The 17,619-nt window shown below is 48.4% G+C and carries 16 protein-coding genes; 14 read left to right on the top strand and 2 right to left on the bottom strand.

What is annotated here, in order from left to right; genetic code table 11:
- Window positions 1-123: 123 nt before the first annotated feature.
- The 6 genes from nikA (at window position 124) to GUA98_RS24710 (ending at window position 6,999) form a co-directional block, all read left to right on the top strand.
- The gene (nikA, locus tag GUA98_RS24735; protein WP_193724717.1) at window positions 124-1,671 is read left to right on the top strand and encodes a nickel ABC transporter substrate-binding protein; all 1,548 of its coding nucleotides are present in this window, start codon (window positions 124-126) and stop codon (window positions 1,669-1,671) included.
- Window positions 1,671-2,618 (top strand): nickel ABC transporter permease, encoded by a 948-nt coding sequence (gene nikB, locus GUA98_RS24730; RefSeq protein WP_193724716.1) that lies wholly within the window; start codon window positions 1,671-1,673, stop codon window positions 2,616-2,618. Before nikA ends, nikB begins: the two co-directional genes overlap by 1 nt.
- Entirely contained in the window at window positions 2,615-3,472 is an 858-nt protein-coding gene (gene nikC / locus GUA98_RS24725; RefSeq protein ID WP_193724715.1) for a nickel transporter permease, read from the top strand. The genes nikB and nikC overlap by 4 nt, the downstream gene beginning before the upstream one ends.
- Window positions 3,469-4,269, top strand: a complete 801-nt coding sequence (locus GUA98_RS24720; RefSeq protein WP_193724714.1) for an ABC transporter ATP-binding protein — start codon at window positions 3,469-3,471, stop codon at window positions 4,267-4,269. The genes nikC and GUA98_RS24720 overlap by 4 nt, the downstream gene beginning before the upstream one ends.
- Window positions 4,266-5,120, top strand: coding sequence for an ABC transporter ATP-binding protein (locus GUA98_RS24715; protein ID WP_227780099.1), 855 nt, complete (start codon window positions 4,266-4,268; stop codon window positions 5,118-5,120). The genes GUA98_RS24720 and GUA98_RS24715 overlap by 4 nt, the downstream gene beginning before the upstream one ends.
- 373 nt (window positions 5,121-5,493) lie before the next feature.
- Entirely contained in the window at window positions 5,494-6,999 is a 1,506-nt protein-coding gene (locus GUA98_RS24710) for a malate:quinone oxidoreductase (RefSeq protein WP_193724713.1), read from the top strand.
- Window positions 7,000-7,154: 155 nt separating this feature from the next.
- Here the strand turns inward: GUA98_RS24710 and GUA98_RS24705 are convergent, their stop codons facing one another.
- Window positions 7,155-8,228, bottom strand: coding sequence for a hypothetical protein (locus tag GUA98_RS24705; protein WP_193724712.1), 1,074 nt, complete (start codon window positions 8,226-8,228; stop codon window positions 7,155-7,157).
- A gap of 396 nt (window positions 8,229-8,624) precedes the next feature.
- Between GUA98_RS24705 and GUA98_RS24700 the strand changes: the two genes are divergently transcribed.
- Window positions 8,625-10,724, top strand: a complete 2,100-nt coding sequence (locus GUA98_RS24700) for a TerD family protein (RefSeq protein ID WP_193724711.1) — start codon at window positions 8,625-8,627, stop codon at window positions 10,722-10,724.
- A gap of 172 nt (window positions 10,725-10,896) precedes the next feature.
- Here the strand turns inward: GUA98_RS24700 and GUA98_RS24695 are convergent, their stop codons facing one another.
- Window positions 10,897-11,634, bottom strand: coding sequence for a glycosyltransferase (locus GUA98_RS24695; RefSeq protein WP_193724710.1), 738 nt, complete (start codon window positions 11,632-11,634; stop codon window positions 10,897-10,899).
- A 209-nt stretch (window positions 11,635-11,843) separates the two neighbouring features.
- On the opposite strand from GUA98_RS24695, the gene GUA98_RS24690 reads away from it, so the two are divergent.
- The 7 genes from GUA98_RS24690 to GUA98_RS24660 all read left to right on the top strand — a co-directional run bounded on the left by GUA98_RS24690 (window position 11,844) and on the right by GUA98_RS24660 (window position 17,566).
- Window positions 11,844-12,719 (top strand): AraC family transcriptional regulator, encoded by an 876-nt coding sequence (locus tag GUA98_RS24690; protein WP_415753059.1) that lies wholly within the window; start codon window positions 11,844-11,846, stop codon window positions 12,717-12,719.
- Window positions 12,720-13,280: 561 nt separating this feature from the next.
- Window positions 13,281-14,249, top strand: coding sequence for an SMI1/KNR4 family protein (locus GUA98_RS24685; RefSeq protein WP_193724709.1), 969 nt, complete (start codon window positions 13,281-13,283; stop codon window positions 14,247-14,249).
- Window positions 14,250-14,466: 217 nt separating this feature from the next.
- Window positions 14,467-15,267 carry an SDR family NAD(P)-dependent oxidoreductase gene (locus GUA98_RS24680; protein WP_193724708.1) on the top strand — a complete coding sequence of 267 codons (801 nt, stop codon included), beginning with the start codon at window positions 14,467-14,469 and terminating at the stop codon, window positions 15,265-15,267.
- A 62-nt stretch (window positions 15,268-15,329) separates the two neighbouring features.
- On the top strand, window positions 15,330-16,064 hold the full coding sequence (locus GUA98_RS24675; RefSeq protein ID WP_127537550.1) for an SDR family NAD(P)-dependent oxidoreductase: 735 nt from the start codon (window positions 15,330-15,332) through the stop codon (window positions 16,062-16,064).
- A 63-nt stretch (window positions 16,065-16,127) separates the two neighbouring features.
- Window positions 16,128-16,541, top strand: coding sequence for a MarR family winged helix-turn-helix transcriptional regulator (locus tag GUA98_RS24670; protein WP_193724707.1), 414 nt, complete (start codon window positions 16,128-16,130; stop codon window positions 16,539-16,541).
- 108 nt (window positions 16,542-16,649) lie between these two features.
- On the top strand, window positions 16,650-17,060 hold the full coding sequence (gene flgB, locus GUA98_RS24665) for a flagellar basal body rod protein FlgB (protein WP_193724706.1): 411 nt from the start codon (window positions 16,650-16,652) through the stop codon (window positions 17,058-17,060).
- A 134-nt stretch (window positions 17,061-17,194) separates the two neighbouring features.
- Window positions 17,195-17,566 carry a winged helix-turn-helix transcriptional regulator gene (locus GUA98_RS24660; RefSeq protein WP_183523119.1) on the top strand — a complete coding sequence of 124 codons (372 nt, stop codon included), beginning with the start codon at window positions 17,195-17,197 and terminating at the stop codon, window positions 17,564-17,566.
- Window positions 17,567-17,619: the final 53 nt, after the last annotated feature.

Here is a 17,619-nt window from a genome sequence, read left to right as displayed (position 1 = left end):
CGAGAATCGGGTTTCTTTTGTGTTTCAACATGATATATCTCTTGTCAAAACGTAATCATTACGATATGATAATACTCATTGTTTAAATGATAATAATTACGATTAAGAGAGAGGGGCATTACCTTGAATAAAAAGACGCCGCTGCTGGTGCTGACCTCCCTGGTCCTGAGCGCCGGACTGTTGAGCGCCTGTGGATCTTCCGAAACGAGTCCCGCTGCGCAGCCTTCCACCGACAAAAACGTTCACTTCCTATATAACTTTTCCACAAACTCGCTTGACCCCCATGTCGACTCCAGCTACGTTCCGCTTCGTGCAGGCATTACAGAAACGCTGGTTCGTCTCGACGAAGACAATCTGACCGTTGCTCCATGGCTTGCTGAGAGCTGGGAAAGCGAAGACGGCCAGCATTGGACCATTGACCTGCGCGATGATGTAACGTTCCAGAACGGCAAGCCGATGACCGGTGAATCCGTTAAGGCATCGCTTGAGCGCGCATTGACCGAAAGTGCCGCCATTCAGAACGCACTTAAGATCGACACAATTGAAGCCGAGGGCGACAAACTGGAGATCACAACAACACAGCCGTTCCCGGAATTCGCATCCGAACTGGTTAACCCGAATACGGCCATTATTGACGTGAGCGAGCCGGACATCGTAAACAAGCCGATCGGCACCGGGCCGTTCAAGCTGACTTCATTTACTCCGGGCAGCAAGCTTGAACTGGATCGCTACGATGAATATTGGGATGGAGCTTCACCGCTCGACACGATAACGTTCTCGTTTAACGAGGATGCCAATGCTCGTACACTTGCACTTCAATCCGGACAAGTCGATATCGTATACCGTCCAGAAGTAGAAAGTCTGGAATCCCTTAAAGCAATCGATGGCATGACTGTGGAGTCCACCTCCACGTTCCGCGTTCACCAGATGACGATGAACATGCAGCGTGAAAGCATCAAGGACCTGAACGTGCGCCGTGCACTAGATGCGTTAATTGACCGCCAGGGGATCGTTGATACCATCCTGCTTGGCTACGGTGAGTCGGCTATCGGGCCGTTCCTGCCGTCCCTGCCGTTCGCACCTAAATATGACAAGGCAGCATCACAATCAGATGAAGAAGCTGCGGTTCATTACCTGAAGGAAGCTGGCTACACGCTGCAAAACGGCGTTATGACCAAAGATGGCAAGCCACTGCAACTGACGCTGCTTACATACTCGGCACGTGCAGACCTGCCACTGATTGCTCAGGTCTTCCAGTCTGACGCCAAGAAGATTGGCATCGATGTGCAGATTCGCCAGATCGACACGCCGGAAGATTATATGGCTTCCAATCGGGATTGGGATATCGCAACCTATAGTAATCTGACTGCACCGCGAGGTGACGCGGGTTACTATCTGAATGCAACGTATCATCCGAAGGGCGCACTCAACTTCAGTGGATCAGAGGATCCGGAGCTGACGGCGATCATCGATGAGCTGAATCTCACAGTCGATCCGGAGAAACGCGCAGAGCTTGCGGAAAAGGCAGCCAATTACGTGCACGACAACGTACTGAATTCATTTGTCCTGCATCCGGGTACGATCGTTGCCTACAACGGCAAGAAGATTAAGAACTGGGTTACCACACGCAGTGAGTATTACATGATTACCAATAAGCTGGACGTGATGTAATGTTTCGCATTTTGCTTCGCAAGTTTCTCGAGGTTTTTATTTTTCTATTATTCATTATGTTTGTGAGCTTCCTGTTCATCCGTCTGGCTCCAGGGGACCCGGTGCTCACGATTCTAAATGTGGACGAGCTATCTGTCAGTCAGGAACAGGTTGAGGCTATGCGTGAAGAAATGGGCTTCAATGATTCCCTGCCTGTTCAATTTGGCAATTGGCTGCTGGACTTCATCCGCCTGGACTTCGGTGTATCGTACTCGACAGGACAGCCAGTTATGCAGACGCTCATGCGGGCGCTTCCGGCTACAGCGGAACTTACGATTGGCGCTCTGCTGGTCATGCTGGCTGTGGCCATCCCACTAGGATCACTGTCAGCACTGCATCGTGGCAGCTGGATTGACCGGGGCAGCCGGTTGTTGTCCATTGTCGGTGCGGCGGTGCCCAGCTTCTGGCTGGGCCTGATTCTGATCGACTTGTTCGGTGTGCGCTTCGGCAGTCTGCCGACCATGGGGCGGGACGGATTCGCATCACTCATTTTGCCATCTCTGACGCTGGGACTTGCCATATCCAGCGTTTATGTGCGTCTTTTGCGTTCCAGCCTGCTGGATTCCTTGAGTCAGGAGTTCGTTCGGTCTGCTCGGGCGAGGGGGTTATCTGAAGGCCGCATCTTCTTTTTGCATGCCTTCCGCCACAGTCTGCCACCCGTCATAACGGTCTTTGGTGTCAGTCTAGGCAGCCTCATTGGTGGGGTTGTCGTCATTGAGGTGCTGTTTGCCTATCCGGGCATTGGCAAGCTCGTCGTTGATGCCATCCGCCAGCGTGACTATCCATTGATTCAGGGTTACATTCTGATCATGGCGGTCGTTGTATTCTTCGTAAATACGACAGTTGATCTGTCCTATCGATATTTGAATCCGGAAATGAAACTCAAGGAAAGGGAGGCCCACCGATGAAAACGATGCTTCTGCGTCCACTGGCCGCTAAAAAATCGAAAAAACACAGCCTACAGGCGATTATCGCCTTGCTATTTGTGCTGCTGATCATCGGGGCTTCCATATATGCCTTTGTTTATCTCAAGCATGACCCTACACTAACTGACCTGCGTGGACGGCTGCAGGGTGCAAGTGCTCTCCATCCATTTGGCACCGACCATCTGGGTCGAGACGTTCTGACAAGGCTGCTGCTTGGAGGCGGCCAGACGCTCGGTTACAGTCTGCTGGCGCTCGGAGCGGCACTGCTCATTGGAATTCCGTTTGGCCTGATTGCGGGATACAAGCGTGGTTGGGTGGATAAGCTCTTTATGCGAATCGCTGATGGCTTCCTTGCCTTTCCTGACACGATTGTTGCTATCGTGCTGAGTGGGCTGCTTGGGGCAGGTATCGGTAATCTGGTGCTGGCGATCGTAATCGTCAAATGGGTTAGCTATGCACGCCTTGTCCGCAGTACCGTCCTGTCCGAGTCGCAAAAGGACTACATTCGTATCGCACGTACCAATGGATTGTCAGATGCACGCATTATGACCAAGCATCTGCTCCCGCATATTGCCGGGCATGTGCTCGTACTGGCAAGCCTCGATTTGGGTAAAATCATCCTGCTCATTTCCTCGTTATCCTACATCGGACTTGGGGCTCAGCCACCAACGCCTGAATGGGGAGCAATGCTGAATGACTCCAGACCATACTTCCAGTCACGGCCAGAGCTTATGATCTATCCGGGTCTAGCCATCGTAGTGGTAGTACTGCTTGCGAATATGCTCGGCGACTATCTGAGAGACCGTTTTGACGTGAAAAAGGAGGTGCAGCCGTGATTCTCTCCATTGAGAAATTAAGCATCTTCAGCCGTGAGCGTACCATTGTCGACAGCGTCTCTCTCGCCGTTCGGGAAGGCGAATTCATGGCGCTGGTCGGGCAGAGCGGCAGCGGCAAAAGTCTTCTTTCACAGTCGATCGGTCAACTGCTTCCATCCAACCTGCACGCATCGGGGCGAATCATGTTTGAAGGCATTAACCTGCTCGAACGTAAACCGAAGGAGATACGCGCCCTGCGGGGAAGCCGCATCTCATATATTTTTCAGGATTATCAGGGAGCGTTCACGCCGTTTCGAAGTATTGGCGGACATTTCGATGAATACCAGAAAATCCATGGAGAAAAGTCTTCTGCTGTCCGGCATAAACGCGCCATCGAGGCGCTGGAGTCCGTTGGACTTGGCGCAGAGCTGCTTCGGCGCTATCCGTTCCAGTTGAGCGGTGGCCAGCTTCAGCGTGCTTCCATCGCGACATCGCTGATGCTATCGCCAAGGCTGCTGATTGCCGATGAGGCAACTACGGCACTCGACAGCGTCTCGGGTCACCGCGTGCTGGAGCTGCTGGCGCGCAAGCAGGCAGAGACGGGCTGCGCCATTCTGTTCATTACACACGACTGGCGTCATGTGCGCCGCTACGCCAATCGGCTAGCAGTTATGAAGGAAGGACAGATCGTCGAATCGGGTGGGAAACACCGTATTCTTGACCATCCGCAGCATGAGTATACACGTCAACTGATTGAAGCAGCTCCTGTCCTGAGCCGCTCGTTGAAATCGGGTCTGAAGGAGGCGGAAACGCAATGAAGACAAGCGAAATGGAGTACCACAAGGAATCATTGCCGGTTGAGCCATCTGTCCAACAGGACAAGGAGCAATCCGAGCTGTCTGCCCAACCCGTGCTGGGCGTGGAACATCTCAGCCGCACCTATGCTGGCGCTGAGCGTCCAGCTGTTAACGGCGTCTCCTTCACCTTAAACCGAGGCGAGTGTCTCGGACTGGTTGGCGAGAGCGGCTGTGGCAAGAGTACGCTCGCTCGCTGTCTGCTGCGGATTGAAGATGCAGATTCCGGCTCGATCCTGCTTGGTGGTGAGGACATTGCGCGGCTTAGCGGCCGACGCCTGCGTCCACACCGTAGGAAGATCCAGATTGTATTTCAGAATCCGGCTGCAGCGCTGAATCCTAAGCTGAAGATTGCTGATTCACTGATTGATCCGTATGAGCAGTTTGGGAGAGACGTTAAGCTGTCTCATTTTGCCTATACATCGAAGGACACTTATGTGAAGCAGCTGCTTGAAGCTGTTGAGCTTCCAAGTGATTTGGCTGGACGTTATCCGCATGAGTTAAGCGGCGGGCAGCGTCAGCGTGTAACCATCGCACGTGCCATTGGCATCGAACCAGACGTTATCGTTCTGGACGAACCAACAGCGAGCCTGGATGTGATATCACAAGGCGCTGTTCTCCAATTGCTAACCGACCTACGGATTTCACTGGGGCTTTCCTATTTGTTTATCTCTCATGATCTGGCCGCAGTACACCGTATGAGCCAGCGTATTATCGTCATGCGAGAAGGACAAATTGTCGATCGATTTGCTGCGGATGCACTGTTTGCAGAAGAACGTCATCCGTATACGAAGGAGCTCATCTCAATCTTCTGAGTAAACCCGAGACGTAGGGGATAAAGTTATACCTAACAATAAGCCACTTTCAATGAAAATTGATTGTGGCTTTTTGATAGAAACCTGACCTAGAATGGCGTTATGCTTGCCATGTTTTCTATTATCTTGAAAAAATAAATCTTTCACCCCTATAAGCGGGTTAGCGGTAAAGTTGAAACTAAAGTATACTAACAGGTAAACCAAGTAACTTAAAATTGCATATTTCAATCTAACCGTAATATTGATACACTATGACCAAGGTTTAATTTCGTTCAGAAGAGGTTTGGGCCAGTTCAAGAACGGGCTCGCTGCAAATGCCAAATCGATAACGCTTACATCCTTTTGGCAAATATAGGATATAAGGACGGTAGACATGAGCCAGGGACAAACGAGTACAGATGTTATCTTGATTGGTGCCGGAATTATGAGTGCAACATTGGGAACCTTGCTGAAGGAATTGGCACCAGATTGGAATATTAAGGTTTATGAGAAGCTCGCCAGTGCAGGAGAGGAAAGCTCCAACGAATGGAACAATGCCGGAACGGGCCACTCTGCACTTTGCGAATTGAACTATACCGTTGAACGACCGGACGGAACCGTAGATATCAGCAAAGCCATAAAAGTGAATGAGCATTTTCAAGTCTCCAGACAATTTTGGTCCTATCTCGTTAATAGCAATCTGATTCGTAATCCGCGGGACTTCATTATGCCGCTCCCTCATTTGAGTTATGTGCATGGAGAGAGCAATGTCCTGTTTTTGAAAAGACGTTTTGAAGCCTTATCGAACCACCCTTTATTTGAAGGTATGGAATTCTCGGACGACCCGGCAAAATTGCGGAAATGGATTCCTCTGATGATGAAAGGCCGCAAGGGGAAAGAACCGATCGCAGCTACCAAAATCGACTCCGGTACGGATGTTAACTTTGGTGCTTTAACGCGCATGCTGCTCGATCACCTGAAGAAGCAAAACGTGGATATCCACTACCAACATAGTGTGAAAAATATTAAACGCAAGCAAGACGGAGCTTGGGAATTAACGGTGAAGAATCTGAGCAGCGGTGCAGTAGAGCGCCATACAGCCAAGTTTGTCTTTATCGGTGCGGGTGGCGGAAGCCTTCATTTGCTGCAAAAAACCGGTATTCCGGAAGGTAAACATATCGGCGGATTCCCGGTCAGCGGACTCTTCATGGTGTGTAAAAATCAGGAGGTTGTGGAGCAGCATCATGCCAAGGTGTATGGTAAAGCTTCGGTGGGTGCTCCGCCGATGTCTGTTCCGCATCTGGATACCCGCTATATTGATAATCAGAAGTCGCTGCTGTTTGGCCCGTTTGCCGGATTCTCACCCAAATTCCTGAAGACCGGTTCGAATACCGACCTCATCACGTCTGTCAAAACACATAACCTCTTGACCATGCTTGCTGCAGGGGTCAAAGAGATCTCACTGACCAAATATCTAATTCAACAGCTGATGTTGTCCAAAGAGCAGCGTATGCAGGAGCTACGTGATTTTGTTCCAAGTGCCAAAAGCGAAGATTGGGATATGGTTCTGGCAGGTCAGCGCGTGCAGGTCATTAAGGATACGGTGCAAGGCGGCAAAGGCACACTTCAATTTGGTACAGAAGTCGTTACTGCTGCCGACGGCTCTGTAGCCGCATTGCTCGGAGCATCACCAGGGGCTTCCACTGCGGTGCAAGTCATGCTGGAGATTCTGCAGCGATGCTTCCCGCAGCATATGGATTCATGGGAGCCGAAGATTAAGGAAATGATTCCTTCTTACGGCGAGTCGCTGGTGGAGAATCCAGAGCTTCTTCGCAAGGTGCACACAACGACAGCCAAGGCACTTGGGCTGACGGATGAGAAGAAGGCTGCTTCGGTGTAAAGAGGTAAAAGAGATAGAACAACATTGCATCATTTTGACTTTAATTATGACAATGGATAAGAATAAAGTACGTCAAAAAGCCTTTGCTGACATTAACGTCGGTGAAGGCTTTTTGAGGTTCTATGTTGGATTAGTGCACGGCACTCCTTCCGGAGCTACAGATAGATCCGTTTTGTCTCGTCCTCAAAGAACTGAGTTACATTCGGGTACGCCGTTATATCGATGCGCTTCTGTCGCAATATTCGCTCCATGAAGATGGTGTCCATAAAGATTTTATTGATAATCGTTCTGCACCACACAGGGGTGTCTTTGAAAAATTCCACCAATGCATGAATCTCATCAAACCTGAAAAACAGGATAAATGAAGCATAGTTCTGAAGGAGCGTCGTGAAACAGTGGTCCCGATAGGGAGTGGAACGAGCATCCGTCAGGAAATTTTTCATGATATCAAACAACGCGCTTTTATTTTCATCATGCATTTGCAGCATCTGATCCACGTCATTGATGAGCCGCAGCACTGCTTCTAACCCTTCCTCCTCGGGCATGTTCAGCTTGACCGATTTCCCTTCAATACACCGCAAAAGCTTCAACGTAAGGTGTTTGCAGGCCTGAATGTCGTGTGGAGCAATGGCAATCCGCTCGCTGTACTCATTCATATTTGAACTATAGTAATCATGAAATGCCGTGAAGTAATGCTCCAATGAAATATCGGTATTGGTATGTACCAAGTTCTGGCCTTCAAATGAACACGCATAGAGCGTTTCCTCGTTAACCGGATGCGAATAGAGGTAGAAAAAGAAGAAAAAGTCTCGTAGCTGCTGCTTCTGCTCCTCGTTTAAACGGGTGATCTCGCTCAAGTGAGACAGCTGTAGGAAGCTGTAATTTTTCATGAAATCATTCATGGTGCTATACGCGTTATGCGAGTTAACGGACAGTGTGGTGTTTATGGTGAACAGAAGATGATACAGGACCTGTTCATCATATATATCCATCTGTTGAAAAACATCTGCGAGAACGGGCTGCCAGTTTGGCTCGGATACATAATGGGGATCCCTTGGTTGCAAGTCGTACATCCAATTCGTAAAGGTCACCTCTTGGTGATTTGGTAGAAACAGATCAGCACTGTCATCTTCATACAGGCCATATTCGAACGAATTCGTCTGTACAGGCGGTAATCCGCGTTTGAATTTGATATTCAGATACTCGTTATATATCGATTGAAGCTCCATCTATCCTAACCTCGATTCATGCGTAGTTCTATTCTAAGTCTTACATAGTGGTATTCGACGCCAATGGGGTTGTTCCTATTCGGCCTTCCATCAAGCGAGCTGTATGGATTACGGGTGATATTGGAAAATGATCGATGCAGTCGTAATACTTTCACCCTGTTGGGAGATCGTGGAATCTGAGATGATGGGTCTACCAAAGGTTCGGGTCACGAACTTCGGACCTCTGGCCTTCAGGCTATTGCGATCCTTCCTTCTAACTCAATTGGATGAATAGGGTCGCAGCTCTCCTGAAGGATTTCTATTCAAGAGAGGAGGCGTCCAGGCTATTATATTCCTTCCTTCTCAAGCTAACCTTTCATGTTATATAGGGATATAGCTTTCCTGGACTCTTTTATCATGAACCATAACACCATTTATTTAAGACGAGCAAACAAACTGATTATCGAACATCAAGGGGAGAAACAACTGCCCAAGTCTTATCTGGCTACTGCCCTTAAAAATATTGAAACGCTGGGATACACGTTCTCTGATGAACTGATGCGAGCCGTACGAAGACTATCCAAGGAACAGTTTGAAGCTTTGGTTGTTCAGTTGGTAGCGGATCTGAGAGTGATGGTCGGGGCACATGTGAAGTACAAACCGATGTATCCGGGATTTCCCATGCAGGTCATGCAGGAAGACGAAGCGGAGCTGTATCTCAATGCCATCATTCACTACCTAACCTTGGTATATCCTGATCGTGAACCTGTTGATAGACAGCCTTTGTCCGACAAGACAGAACTGAAAGTGATCCACTTGGGAAGTGAGGAAGGGTTCAGAACACTCATCCGCCAGCTGATTGAAGCAAAGGGCTCGATTTCGGAGACGGACAAGAATGACATCGATACCGTACTGGAACATGCGGAACCGGATGAGGTAGATGCGATACTGCCTATTGAAATTCCGTTCAAGGAGAATGTGGGCTTCGTGGTGGCTTCGCTGTTGAAACATGAAATGGCGAGGTTAGAACGAATCGGCCCATACTTCAAAACAGCAACCGACGTCCTGCGTCTGGCTGCTGCCTGGTCGAACGGTGATGTTAGTCTTGCTGCGCCTGTACGCTTCCGCAATTTCAAACGCCGTGAGAGACGTTTATTGCTAGGTTTATTGGAGCAATGCGGACAGATCACCGAGGATATGCTCCGGTATAAGGATCGCTGGGTTCGTCTGGGGGAGATTCTGCATCCCTCCGAATATAAGCTTCGGTATCCTCGCTGCGAAGAAGCCTTTGATATTCTGCGCAATAACAAGCCGTTTGCGACCTTTAATAGAAGCGTGGAGCTGGCGTTCCAGTATCACAACACCTGGAGCCTGATCGATCTGCTGTCACAGCGTCCGGGTGAGTTTGCCAGAAGACTGGATCATCTACTGCGAATCACCGAGGATGAAGCCTATGTACTGTTGGCATTTAGTGAGGTAACTGCACAGGTATCGACGCCGGTGCTGCTGCAGGTGAGACAACATTTTGCCCAGCGTAATGAACCCCAGGATCTTCGTGTCTTTTTCCCAAAAGGCAACGTGGCAAAGGCATTCGGCGTTCCGAATCAGCTGCCAGAGCTGGATGAGGCGACGTGCCGGGAAGTTGTGCAATTGTGCGAGCAGGCTCTGATTGAACGATTCGCTGCTCTTCCTCCGCTGGGTAAGACGTATATCGATGAACAGCTCCATGACTATCTCGTGCCGTTTTCCCAACGTTCCGCGAGCAAGGCCCTGCGTACCCTCGTGAGAGGCAGCCGGGTACCCATGGGTGAAGGAGATACGATTCGTTTCTTCAACTGGTGGAAGGAAGGCATGGTCAACGGGCAGGACACAGGACGCGTTGATATTGACCTGTCTGCGGTGATGTATGACGAGAACTGGAATTATGTCGAGCACATCTCCTATACGAATCTGCGTTCCACCAAGTATAAGGCTGTTCACAGCGGAGATATCGTATCGGCTCCGCAGGGTGCATGCGAGTTCATAGACCTGCATATTCCGTCGATCGTTAATTATGGAGGGCGGTATGTCGTTGCTTCATTGCTGTCGTTCACGAGTCATCCGTATTGCGATCTTCCGGAATGCTTCGTGGGGTGGATGATGCGCAAGAAGCCAGGGTCGGGTGAGATTTTTGAACCGTCTACGGTGGCTAACAAAATTGATATTACAGCCGATACACAGATTACGATTCCTGTCATACTTGATCTGGTAGATCGCACGGTGATCTGGACCGATCTTGCCCTAACCAGCCACCCAAACTATTACAACAATGTAGAGGGCAATGAAAAGGGAATGGTCTTGATGGGCAAAGCCATGACCGGATTGCGCAAGCCAGATCTGTACGATCTGTTCAAGCTTCATGCAAAGGCCCGGGGCGAACTGGTAGAGACGCTGGATCAGGCAGATACAGTCTATTCGGTGGAGCAAGGGGTTACTCCTTTTGACATCGAGCAGATTATGGCTGAGTATCTGGCTTGAAATTAGCGATTATGATTTACGAAAAAAGAAGGGCAGCTCCGCTGCTCTTCTTTTTTTGTGGATGTAGACTCGGTACAGAGTTATGAAATAATAAGCTGATGACTCACTTATGCTTCAAATAATTTAACTATGTGGAAGAAAAATTTAAATTAAGCGCGTAGATCAGCTGCCATCAGAATTGGCCCTTCGGTTTTTTCTGTACATATCGCTTATAATGCTTCGCTGTTCGGATCTTCTTGCTCTGCGAGAGGAGCTCGCGATCACTGATGATCCAAGTGTGGCCGGAAGAGTTTTTCCTGCGGATCGCGACAAAGTTATGCCTGCCTCCCGAGTATACCTTGTATCCCTTCCGTTTACTTCTTATGCAAAACAGATCATCTTCACCGACGCTTCGATTCGGAAACTGCACATGGCTGAATACATGTCGTTTAAAGACAAGCGTAGCACCCGGGAGGAGGGTTACAGGGCGATGTTCATCCTGGGGAAAACGAAGGAGCAGCTTCCTGGATCCTCTTAAATATAGATAATGTGCCCGCTTGCCAATGACATCGGCATTCGTTCTCTTGAAGGTCTGCAGGCTTTCCGTCAAATAGTAGGGGGCATAGTAATCGTCATCATCAAACTTGGCAATATAGCCGTATTTTGTTTTCTTGACCGCATAATTGAGGCAAGCACCGAGAGAGGTACGTTCCGGCAGACGAAAAACGTGTACGTTCCGAAGCTTTTTGGCTAAGCTTTGATAAGGAGCAAGAGGGATATTATCGTTATTGACGATAACGATCAACTCTTTCCTGGAGTGCTTCTGTCGGCTGTAATTTTTAAATAGATTATGGATATAATGCTGGCGCTTGGTGCAGGCAATGATGGACACGCCTTGTTTGGTCTTGACTGTACCGGGGCTGGCTCCCATTCGATCGCGCTCCTTATCCGTGAGGTTCAAAACGATCTTTCTATAAAATATGTACATGACAAGTAAGAGGAACGGCCTTGATATAAAATGGAGAATTCGCCGTCTATGCTGGCCGTCTGCTGATCAATTGCAGCCTGCAGAATGGTGCAGGGAATGTCGGATGCCGGAAGAAGAGCTTTGTTATGCTTGGATCAATGGGGGAGGGAATGATGATAAATACACTGGCAAGGCTCAACGAAGGTTTGGCCTATATTGAGGAGAATCTGACGGAGACATTGGATATGAAAGAGGTCGCGCGAATCGCTTGCTGCTCGGAATACCATTTTACACGAATGTTCTCCTTTCTTAGTGGTATTACCTTATCGGAGTACATCCGTCGCCGGCGCTTGACGCTCGCAGCAATGGAGCTCAGCAGTCATGACAGCAAAGTCATCGATGTTGCGCTCAAATATGGATATACCTCACCTGATTCCTTCGCCAGGGCATTTCAGAGCATGCATGGGGTCACACCCTCGGAAGCGAGGAATCATGGCTCTTCGCTCAAGGCCTTCCCCCGGATGACATTTCAATTGACCATTCAAGGAGGAAGTGAAATGAACTATCGTATTGAAGAGAAGGAAGCCTTTCGGATTGTGGGAATCAGTAAAAGGGTGCCGATCGTGTTCAACGGGGTAAACCCCGATATTGCTGCGATGTATCAGCAGCTCACCCCGGAATTGATCGAGACGATCAAAGGGGTGTCGAATGTTCAGCCGCTGGGGATCATCAGTGCTTCGGCTCATTTTAGCGAAGAGCGGATGGAGGAGAAGGGCGAACTGGATCATTATATCGGTGCAGCAACGACCCAAGTGGCCCCCGAGGGCCTGGCATGCTTGGAAGTACCCGCATCGACATGGGCTGTGTTTACTGCAGTTGGCCCCTTTCCGAGTACGCTTCAGGATGTGTGGGGACGAATCTACGCCGAGTGGTTTCCTTCGTCCGATTATGAACTTAGCGAAGGACCGGAAATGCTGTGGAATGAGCACAAGGATGTCACCTTGCCGCAGTACAGAAGCGAGATATGGATTCCGATCCGGAAGAGCTGAAGCAACGTTTAGTATTCCTAAGATGAAGCAGGAGAATAGGCCGGATGCGTGGAAAGGGTAACCGACCTGTTTCATAAACACTGGAAGAATTACATTCATTCATTAGTATGACATCACACTAGGGGGTGGTAACCATGGATCGCTTGAAACACAGTGGATTTTATAAGCTTAAGTTTCTGGTAACACCAGAGGAATTCAAAGGTCTTTACAGGACAGGAAAAGCTCCAATACCACCCCCATTTTGTATACTCCATAACGATGAAATTGGATGATAAGATCTCTGGTTTTTTATAAAAAACGAAGGAATCAGCTTTCCTTATCGCGGAGCGCGGGCCTTCAACGGATGATGTGCAGGAGCTAAAACCCTCTGTGCGGGTTAGTAGAGATGCAGCAGCCGATCTGGCAAACTCCTGGATCTTCACAACCTATTCGCTCGTGCTGAATATGGCATGAAGCCAACTTGAATACTGGTCAGGAATGGCATTGCTGGAGAAGGCCATCTGATAAATGGTATAATTTTCAGCAAGGGATATCGAGCGAATGATCAGGGAGGTACGAAGGATGAGAGAAGAGTTATTGGAGCAGCTGGAAGAGTGGCATGAACAGGATGAATTCGAAGAGATTGTGGATGCGATTACAGCCATTGATGTGGAAGAGCGCGACTATGAGCTGATCGGTCATTTGGGTAGAGCGCTGAACAACCTGGAGCGTTACGAAGAGGCAGTTGAACAATTTCTGACGGTTGCCGAAGAGGGTCAGGACGACCCCTTGTGGCATTATCGCATTGGTCTGGCATATTATTACCTGGAGCAATATGAGAAGGCACGTGAGGCCTTTGAAACAGCAGACCGACTGGATCCGGGAGATGAAGATACACAGGAGTTTCTCGAATGGATTCGCAGTAAGACAGCCGAGAAGCCTGCTGAGGAAATAACTCAAGTGACAGCTCAGGAGACAGATCACTCGGTTGCGGCAATCTCCATGGAGCAGCCCAGTGTTAGTGATCCGAATTCCACGGATTTCTGGGATGACAATGCCGAAGCTTTGCAGAACTGGATTCTGCCTTCACCTACGGACGACCAGGTTGAGTCGGTAGAGGAGCGGCTCGTTTTCAAATTGCCTAGAGCTTATGTCGACATGATGAAATTACATAATGGTGGGATCCCTCGTTATCGATATGTTCCAGTCAGCGAGGCGGGAGATGCAGAGAAGAGACTCATTGAGATTTCGGGAATGCTGGGCATCGGCCAGGAGAAGAAGCATTCCCTGTGCGGTGAAGAAGGCAGCAGATGGATCATTGAGCAAAATGGCTATCCGGAGATTGGTGTGGTTCTATGTAAGTGCCCATCGGACGCTGAGATCATTATGCTGGATTACCGTGCATCGGATAATGCGGGTGAGCCTGAGGTTGTTCATGTGGATAAGGGGAACAACTACAAGATCACCTGGATTGCTCCCGACTTTGATACCTTTGTCCGTAGTCTAATCAATGAAGACAACCGCCGTCCTGACCTTTCTGATTCTATTTAAGTTAGTACATCCATACCCTGTTTGACCCTTTCATTCCAAATGAGGGCGTTGGACAGGGTATTTTAGTTCTCGCGATAATCAAAATAAGTTAAATGTATCCATGCCATTGCATATTGGATAGTCTGGTGCTATTATTTAGACATCTAATAGTTATATATCTAAATAATATCATCTTAGAACCATTACAGGTTTCTTAAATATAAGGAGCGTGGTGAATATGGACAGAATGAAGGACAAGGTTGTGCTAGTTACCGGAGGAGCTTCTGGCATCGGCTTATCCGCAGCCAACTTGATGGCTGCGGAAGGTGCTAAAGTCGTCATTGCCGATTTTAATGTCAATGGGGCTATAGAAGCTGCCAAAAACATTCAACTCCGAGGAGGCGATGCCGTAGGCATATTTGTTGATGCTGCAAAAGAAACCTCAATTCAAGAAGCGGTTGAATTTACGGCACAGCGGTACGGTAAACTCACATGCTTGTTTAACAATGTGGGCTTGACGAACCTCAAGAAGGATTTGGATGTGGTCCATGTAGACCTGGATGAGTGGGATCGACTGATGAATGTTAACCTCAAGAGTGTACTTCTGGGCTGCAGATTTGCCATTCCTCATATGATCCGTGCTGGCGGGGGTTCCATCATCAATACAGCATCCATGGCAGGCTTTACCGGTGATGCCGTTCGTGTGGCTTATGGTGCTTCCAAAGCAGGTGTGGTCAATCTTACCAAGTATATTGCAGCCCAATACGGGAAACACAACATTCGTTGTAATGCTGTTGCACCCGGTCTGATTTTGACACCGGCAGCGCAGGATAACATGCCACAAGACGTGTTGAATATGTTTGCAAAATATAATGCACTGCCTTATCACGGAGAACCGGATGATATTGGACATACCGTCCTATTCCTGGCTTCCGACGAATCCAAATTTATTACCGGCCAGACGATTCAGGTGGAAGGCGGGCATTATATCGCTAATCCAACGGTTCCTGATTTTGAGCAATTTATGCAAAGCGTATAAGCCTTCATTGCTGGCTTTATTCCTATAAACAAACATTCAAAACAAAGTGAGGAGCAACTGACATGGGAAAATTGGAAGGTAAAGTAGCTATTATTACAGGCGGAGCTTCAGGCATTGGCGAGTGCATGGTGGATCTTTTTGCACAGGAAGGTGCCATCGTGATTGCAGCAGATATTAATGAGGCAGCGCTGGAGACAGCTAGCCAGAAGCAGAATGTATATGGAATGAAATTAAACGTGGCGTCAGACGAGAACTGGGAGGCACTGGCGAAGGTCGTCAACGAGCGATTTGGTAAAATAGATATCTTGGTCAACAATGCAGGTATCTCATCCGAAAAACCATTTGAGGAGATCAACGCACAGGACTGGGAGAAGATGCTTTCCATTAACGGATTTGGCCCGTTTGCGGGTATGAAGCATGTGACTCCATATATGGCCGCTCAGAAGAAAGGTTCCATCGTTAATATTTCTTCGTATACTGCAATGATTGGACAGGGGTTCAATCACTACTCGGCGTCGAAGGGCGCGGTACGTGCGTTGTCCAAAGCAGCGGCTACGACATTCGGACGTCAGGGCATTCGTGTCAATGCTCTTTTCCCAGGGATTATCGAAACGCCTATGACCCAATCCCTTAGCACGTCCCAAGAACTGCTTGGTCGGCTGATTCAGGCAACGCCTCTACAGCGTCTGGGTCAAGCTATGGATATTGCCAAAGCGGCACTGTTCCTGGCTTCTGATGATTCCTCCTATATTACCGGCTCCGAGCTGGTTATTGATGGTGGATACTCCGCACAATAGTGTGTAGAATAATGACAGCTCTTAATTTTCATTAGGGGCTGTCTTTTTTATGAGGAGGCAGTTATGGAAGAGAAAACAATTTTTGAAATCATACACAATATGGATACCTTCACCAACAAGTTGATTATACAGTGGAACAAATCATTTAATGAGGACCTGGGCGTATCTCATGTGCTTGTGCTTTCCCATTTGAAGCAAAACGGAAAAAGTCGACCTTCGGATATTGCGAAAGTACTGGGGCTTACCCCGCCAACTCTCAGTTATTTATCGGACAAGCTCGTCGGAAAGAAACTGGCTGTCAGAGTCATTGATGAATCCGATCGCCGCAATAGTTACCTGGATATCACCGAGGATGGCTCCGAAGTTCTTAGCAGAGCATCCATGGAGGGGCAAAAGCTGCGCAGAGCGTTATTTGAAAAGCTAACAGCACAGGACCGGGAGAAACTAGCGGAGATTTTTGAAAAGCTGAATCGGTAATGTTGTGTTAAGTTTTATATGTAAGAATTGAGTGGATGTTGACATAGGGCAACTTTTTTTCTTATGATAAGTGGGACTGCACCATTATGCTCTGAAGGAGACTGAGCCGTGATTGAATCCAACACGTCAAGACGCAATGAATCTCTTTTGCAAGTGCTGAACGTGCAGCACAAGGTCACCACTGACAATATTGCCAATGCAGACACACCCAATTACAAAAAGAAATCGGTGGAGTTTGAAGAAGCGCTGAGACGTATCGTTGAAAATGGTACAACCAGAGAGCTGGACATGCACCGGACACATCCGAAGCATCTGCCTGCCAAAGACCTCAATTCTTCTGTCGTTCCATACCGGATTGTGGAGAACAACGAAACAACGATGAACAACAACGGCAATAATGTGGACATTGATGCCGAAATGGCGAACCTGTCGGAGAACCAGCTCATGTATAACTACATGGTTGACCGGGTAAGCGGGCATTACAACAAAATGAAAAACATTCTGCAGAGCTTGAAATGAAGAATATCCAGCGGCCCCGAGGGCTGCTTTTTTTATTGGCTGATAACGATGTACCATGGTCTATAATTAAATTGCAGAGAGGATTGTATTGTAGACTAGAAGGGAAAATGGGTATAGAGGGAGGCAGGAGAGATATGCAGGAACCGATCAAAGTATATAATACTGCGGTCGAAGCTTTACTTGAAGTGATTGGCGGCAAATGGAAGCCCGTTATTCTGTTCCATCTTACTTTTGGCAAAAAACGTAATGGTGAATTGATGAAGCTCATGCCTGCCATTGCTCAGAAAGTATTGACCCAGCAGCTTGGTGAACTTATGGAGGCGGGAATCATATCCCGTATTTCCCATCATCAAATTCCACCGAAGGTTGAATATGAGCTAACGGAATATGGGTGGACTCTTAAGGAGATTCTTCACTCGATGTGCAGATGGGGAGATACCCATGTTGAGAAAGTATACGGTAATCGAGCGAAAATCCTGTTTAAGCCTCCCACCTCGGATGGTTAACCGGGAAATAGAAAACAAGCAGATACCCGATGTTCGGGAATCCGCTTGTTTTG

This window comes from Paenibacillus sp. P13VS (assembly GCF_015143645.1).
Taxonomy (GTDB): Bacteria; Bacillota; Bacilli; order Paenibacillales; family Paenibacillaceae; genus Paenibacillus; species Paenibacillus xylanilyticus_A.
The sequence above is the reverse complement of the archived record's forward strand: the minus strand, read 5'-3'. Positions and strand labels throughout refer to the sequence as shown.